The 6355-nt window shown below is 51.8% G+C and carries 4 protein-coding genes; 3 read left to right on the forward strand and 1 reads right to left on the reverse strand.

Going from position 1 to position 6355, the window contains the following annotated elements; translation table 11 throughout:
• Together nifJ and ACR0P9_RS06250 are read left to right on the forward strand one after the other, a co-directional pair.
• On the forward strand, window positions 1–2563 hold a 2563-nt coding region (nifJ, locus tag ACR0P9_RS06245; RefSeq protein WP_432618353.1), incomplete at its 5' end, for a pyruvate:ferredoxin (flavodoxin) oxidoreductase.
• A 140-nt stretch (window positions 2564–2703) separates the two neighbouring features.
• Window positions 2704–3330, forward strand: coding sequence for a lactate utilization protein (locus ACR0P9_RS06250; protein ID WP_432618355.1), 627 nt, complete (start codon window positions 2704–2706; stop codon window positions 3328–3330).
• A 42-nt stretch (window positions 3331–3372) separates the two neighbouring features.
• Here the strand turns inward: ACR0P9_RS06250 and ACR0P9_RS06255 are convergent, their stop codons facing one another.
• A complete protein-coding gene (locus tag ACR0P9_RS06255; RefSeq protein WP_432618357.1) occupies window positions 3373–5097 on the reverse strand; it encodes a sigma-54 interaction domain-containing protein in 1725 nt (574 codons plus the stop codon).
• Between the two features lie 102 nt (window positions 5098–5199).
• On the opposite strand from ACR0P9_RS06255, the gene rpoN reads away from it, so the two are divergent.
• The coding region (gene rpoN, locus ACR0P9_RS06260) for an RNA polymerase factor sigma-54 (RefSeq protein WP_432618359.1) at window positions 5200–6355 on the forward strand (1156 nt) is incomplete at its 3' end.

Here is a 6355-nt window from a genome sequence, read left to right on the forward strand (position 1 = left end):
GCCGAAGACCGTCAAGAAGATTGCGGTTCTCGACCGCACCAAGGAGCCGGGCGCAATGGGCGAGCCGCTGTATCAGGACGTTTGCTCCATCTTCAAGGAAATCGGCAGCGATATTCCGATTGTCGGCGGCCGTTACGGTCTCTCCTCCAAGGACACCACACCGGGTCAGATCGTTTCCGTCTTTGAAAACCTGAAGCAGGACAAGCCGAAGAACAACTTCACCATCGGCATCGTCGATGATGTCACTCACACCTCTCTGCCGCGCGTAGAAGAGCCGAAGCTGTCCACCGACGGTTTGACCTCCGCTGTATTCTGGGGCATGGGCTCCGATGGTACTGTCGGCGCAAACAAGAACTCCATCAAAATCATCGGTCATGCGACAGACCTGTACTGCCAGGCATACTTCGTATACGATTCCAAGAAGTCCGGCGGCCTGACCCAGTCTCATCTGCGTTTCGGCAAGAACCCGATCCGCTCCCCATATCTGGTAACCGCAGCAGACTTTGTTGCATGTCATAATCCGTCTTATGTACATCAGTACGACATGGTTGCAGGTCTGAAGGAAGGCGGCACCTTCCTGCTCAACTGCCAGTGGTCGGCAGACGAACTGGACGCACAGCTGCCAGCTACCATGAAGCGTGCTCTGTACGAGAAAAAGGCAAAGCTGTATATCATTAACGCTATCGACATCGCTCGCGGCTTGGGTCTGGGCAACCGCACCAACACCATCCTGCAGGCATCCTTCTTCAACCTGACCGGCGTTATCCCGATCGACCAGGCAGTTACCGAAATGAAGGAAGCGATCTACAAGTCCTACTTTAAGAAGAAGGGCCAGAAGGTCGTTGATATGAACAACGCATCCATTGACCACGGCATCAACGAGCTGGTTGCTGTTGAGATCCCAGAGTCTTGGGCTACCGCAGAGGATGCACCGAAGGAAGAAAACGTACCGGAATTCATCAAGGAAATCGTAGCTCCGATGAACCGCCAGCAGGGCGATGCTCTGACGGTTGGTCAGATGATGAAGTACGGTCTGGAAGACGGCACTTGGCCGGCAGGTACTTCTCAGTACGAGAAGCGCGGCGCCGCAGTTGAGGTTCCGCAGTGGGATATGACCGCCTGCATCCAGTGTAACCAGTGTGCATATGTTTGCCCGCACGCGGCAATCCGTCCGATTCTGCTCGACGAAGCAGAAGCTGCAAACAAGCCGGAAGGCTTCGATACCGTTACCGCAAAGGGCGCTGGTCTCGACAAGTACCAGTTCCGTATGCAGGTTTCCCCATATGACTGCACCGGCTGTAAGAGCTGCGTCAATGTTTGCCCGATGAAGGACAAGGGCGCGCTGACTCTCGCACCGCTCGCTTCTCAGCTCAAGGAAGCTCCGAACTGGACTTACGCTGTAGACACCGTTACCATCAAGAAGGACGCTGTCAATGCCAAGTCCGTCAAGAATTCTCAGTTTGCAAAGCCGTACTTCGAGTTCTCCGGTGCCTGCGCAGGCTGCGGCGAGACTCCGTACATCAAGCTGGTAACTCAGCTGTTCGGCGACCACATGTATATTGCCAACGCATCCGGCTGCTCTTCCGCTTACGGCGGTTCCACCCCATCCTCCCCGTACACCACCGACAAGAACGGCAACGGTCCGGCTTGGGCAATGTCTCTGTTCGAGGACAACGCAGAGTACGCATACGGCTATCTGCTCGGTCAGGAAGCTGTCAAGACACAGGTACTCTCCTCTGTAGAATCTCTGGTTGAGCAGGGCATCGCAGTGGATGCAGCCAAGGCTTATCTGGAAAAGCACGACATCTCCGAAGAGTCCCGTGCCGTTTCCGACGCTCTGCTTGAGGCAATCAAGGACGACAACAGCGAAGCTGCTGCCTTCATCCGTCAGAACAAGGAATATCTGAGCAAGAAGTCTGTTTGGGCATTCGGCGGCGACGGCTGGGCTTACGACATTGGCTACGGCGGACTGGATCACGTTCTCGCTTCCGGCAAGAACATCAACGTTCTGGTTCTCGACACCGAAGTATACTCCAACACCGGCGGACAGGCTTCCAAGTCTACCGCAACCGGTGCCATCGCGAAGTTCCAGGCTGGCGGCAAGACCACCAGAAAGAAGGATCTCGGCATGATGGCAATGAGCTACGGCTATGTATACGTTGCTCAGGTCGCTATGGGTGCCGATCAGGCACAGACGCTCAAGGCAATCCGCGAAGCAGAAGCATACGACGGTCCGTCTTTGGTTATCTGCTACTGCCCGTGCATCGAGCATGGCATGAAGCGCGGCATGGGTCTGTCTCAGGAAGCTGAGAAGGACGCTGTACAGTCCGGTTACTGGCAGCTGTACCGCTACAACCCGGATCTGGCAGAGCAGGGCAAGAACCCGTTCCAGCTGGATTACTCCAAGGAGCCGAACGGCGAGTTCCAGACCTTCATCAAGGGTCAGAACCGCTACGCTTCCCTGAAGCTGTCCTTCCCGGAGAAGGCAGACGGTCTGTACGAAAAGGCAGAGGCAGATGCAAAGCATCGCTTCGAGACCTACAAGGAACTGGCCAACGACTAACATATCCTTTCAAAAGAAACATCTCCAATATCACTTCTGGGTGGGCTGTCAGTGGCAGCCCACCCAGATGCATCTCTGCTTGCAATTGACGGCTTGATTCGATACAATACAGGCAGCTATTCAAAAAGGAGTTTTTGTCTATGGATCTCACTCGTTTACAAAAAAATTTTGAACTGCGCGGTTTTTCCTATCGGTATTTTGAGACCCGCAGCGAAGCTGCTGCTTATCTGGCACAGCAGACAGACGGCAAATCGGTTTCGTTCGGCGGCTCTACGACGCTGGATGAGATGCATCTGTATGATACACTGAAGCCGCACGCCGATGTGCACTGGCACTGGAAGGGCGACGGCTATGTGCAGGACGCAGAGATATACATCACCTCTGCCAATGCTATCTCTGAAACCGGCGAAGTCGTCAACATCGACGGCGCCGGAAACCGTGTTTCCGCCACGCTGTACGGACCAAAACAGGTCTTTTTCGTATGCGGCACCAACAAAATTACCCCAGATCTGGCGTCTGCCATTGACCGCGCCCAGAACATTGCTGCCCCGAAAAACGCATGGCGTCTGTTTGGCAATACCGACGGCGATGCGGTCTGTGTTAATGCAGACGATCCGGTTCCAGCCTGTACCAAAGCAGGCGGAGACAAATGCTATCACTGCAAAGCACCGAACAGCATTTGCCGCGCCATCGTCATTCATCAAGGTCCAATGCGCTCGCAGGATCGCTGCGAGCTAATTCTCATCGGAGAAGATCTCGGGTATTAAGACAAAAAATCAGCCTCTCACCACGGAGAGGCTGATTCCACACTATTCCCAATCGTCGCGCAGTTTTTGCACATCGATATGATACCGTTTGATGCGATATTGTAATTTTTGTCGGCTCATCTGCAACATGCGCGCCGACTCGGAAATATTGCCGCCGGTCTCTTTGAGCACCCGGCAAATTGTATTGTACTCAATGCCTTCTATCGTACTGCCCAACGAATCCTTCTGTTTTGCCGGTTCTGTCTGCATATTTTGCCGCGCAGAACCACCGATATGCTCCGGAATATATTCCGCCGTAATCATAGAATATTCGTCCGGCAGTACATTCATGGCATGTTCCACGGCGTGCTGCAACTCTCGAATATTTCCCGGCCAGTCATAGGCATAAAACAATTCCAGCACCTGCGGGTCTGCATCGCGAATATTTCGTTCCAATTTTTCATTGCACCGCATGATAAACGTCTTGACGAGCAGCGGAATATCTTCTTTTCTCTCGCGCAGCGGCGGAATTGTGATATTGACGACACCCAAGCGATAGAACAAATCGCGGCGCAGCTTGTTTTCCTCCATCGCCTGATACGGCGGGATATTGGTATTGGACAGCACGCGAACATCGACCGGAATTTCCGTCGAACCGCCGACACGGCGTACGGTTCCTTCCTGCAAAACGCGCAGCAGCTTTGCCTGCAATCCCATATTCATGGAATTGATTTCATCGAGCAGCAGCGTGCCGCCATTCGCCTGTTCAAACAGTCCCGGACGGCGTTCCGCTCCGGTATACGCGCCTTTTTCCGTGCCAAACAACAAGCTCTCCAGCAGATTTTCCGGAATCGCCGCGCAGTTAATCGCCAAGAATGATCCCTCTTTTCTTCGGCTGGCATTGTGAATGCTTTGGGCAAGAAGTTCTTTTCCCGTTCCGGTCTCTCCATATATCATAACAGAGGAATCGGATTTTGCCACCTGTTTGCAGCGCGACACAACTTTGTGCATCGGCTGGCTGATATGTACAATGTCATCAAACGTATATTTCGCCGTGAGCTTGCTCGCCGTGTGACTTTTCCCCGATGCCGTGTGATTGCGCAGTTTTTCCTGTAACTCTAAAATCTGCTTGTGCAGGCTGTCCATGCGGCTCCAATCCTCCATGACACTAAAACCGCCGAGGATTTGTCCGTTTTGAACAATCGGATAATTATTGGATACAATGTCTACATCTTTTCCGTATCGCGTGGTATAATACTGTCTGTGATTGAGCTTCGGCTTGCGCGTGCGAATGACTTCCGGCACATTGTTTTTGCTGCCATCCCGCATCTGATAGACATCCTCTGTGCGCTCACCGCGAATGTCCCGCAAATCCATGGATTCCATGCGAATTCCGGCGTCGTTCAAAAACAGAATACGGCTCTCCGCATCGCAGACAAACAATGCTTCTGACAGCTGATTGACAACATGCAGCAAAATATCCTGCATCGCCTGTGCTGTCGCATTCCGAAATACAACAAACTGTGTGCCAGACGGCAAATTTTCTACTTTCGGTGTGGGACAGCGCAGCAGATATTCACCAAATACGATGTTTGCATAAATCGGCTTTTCCGATTCCATGCTGAGCGGCAGAGCAATTTCCGACAGCAGCTTTCCCTCTAACTGACCGTCTCCATGCAGCAAGGTATCCCCGATTTGATTGACAGCTACAATGCGGCTGTCCGCCTCCATGACGAGTGCGCCCAGCCCACACTGAGACAACGTCTGCATGGTTTCTTGATATTCCATGTTTCTTGCTTCCTTTCTCTCTTGTGTCCACCTGATCTCTTGTTTTATTTTACAACAAAATCTCCAATTTTTCAATTCTTAAAGGAAAGGATGGTAGTATTTGTGGAACTTACCCTGACACAAAAGCAGGGATTATCCCCTGCCATGCAAACCTCGATGCACCTGCTGCAAATGAACAATTTGCAGCTTAGAACATATATTTCCGATCTCATGTACCGAAACCCTGTTGTCGAGCTGGAATGTCCGGATATTGACTTTCAATCCAACCCGTTTGAGCGAAGCCGCGGAGTGCGAAGCAACCATCTGTCCGACCAGCAAGAGGAACAGGACGATACTCCCATTGAGCGTTCTGCGGAGCAGGATCCACTGCATGATTTATTTCTGCAAAGCGCAGCCCTAGATCTCAAACAGAGTGACGCAGAAATCCTCCGCTACTTAATTCTTTCTCTGGATGAAAATGGCTTTTTGACAGAATCAATATCCGAATCTGCCAGCATTTTACATGTCTCGGAAGCTCAGGTACAAGCCAATGTACAACGGCTTCAATCCATGGAACCGGCGGGCATCGGTGCTGCCAATCTGAGCGAATGTCTTGTTTTGCAGCTTCAGCGTCTGACGCCGGTCAATACCATCGCTATAGAAATTGCCTCTTCTCATCTCGACGCGCTTGCCAAGCAGCAGACCGGTACCATTGCCAAAGCGCTGGGTGTCACGCGCACAGAGGCTCATGAAGCCTGCGAACTCATTCGCACCCTGAATCCCCGTCCGATGAACGGATTGGGATCATGCAGCGAAACGCCGTATATCTTACCCGATTTTTATATCACAGAAGAAAACGGTCAGCTGCATCTCATCATGAACGATTACTATCTGCCCAAACTCACCATTGACCCAGTGTATCAGCAGATTCTGCAATCTGACACACTGGATCAGTCAGATCAAGAATATATCCAGAAGAATTATAAAGAGGCGACGGAAATCGTCAGTTTTATTTCGTATAGAAAAAGCACCATGCAAAAAGTCATGCAGTACATTCTGCGTGCGCAAAAAGCATTTTTCCTGTCTGGCCCCGGCTATCGAACTGCGATGAACAACGCAGAAATTGCTGCCGCCTTGGATTTACATGAATCCACCATCAGCCGCGCCGTCACCGGAAAATTTTTCGAGTGCAAATGGGGCGTGTATCCTCTGCGTTCGCTGTTCACACACCGCATCCACGAATCGGATACCGATCAAGTCATGCTGCAATTACAGGAAC

It is taken from the genome of Butyricicoccus sp., from assembly GCF_050872565.1.
Taxonomy (GTDB): Bacteria; Bacillota; Clostridia; order Oscillospirales; family Butyricicoccaceae; genus Butyricicoccus_A.

Excerpts from the sequence above, each read along its gene's own strand:
- ACR0P9_RS06250 (WP_432618355.1), top strand. The coding sequence starts at position 2,704 with ATGGATCTCACTCGTTTACAAAAAAATTTTGAACTGCGCGGTTTTTCC.
- ACR0P9_RS06255 (WP_432618357.1), bottom strand. The coding sequence starts at position 5,097 with ATGGAATATCAAGAAACCATGCAGACGTTGTCTCAGTGTGGGCTGGGC.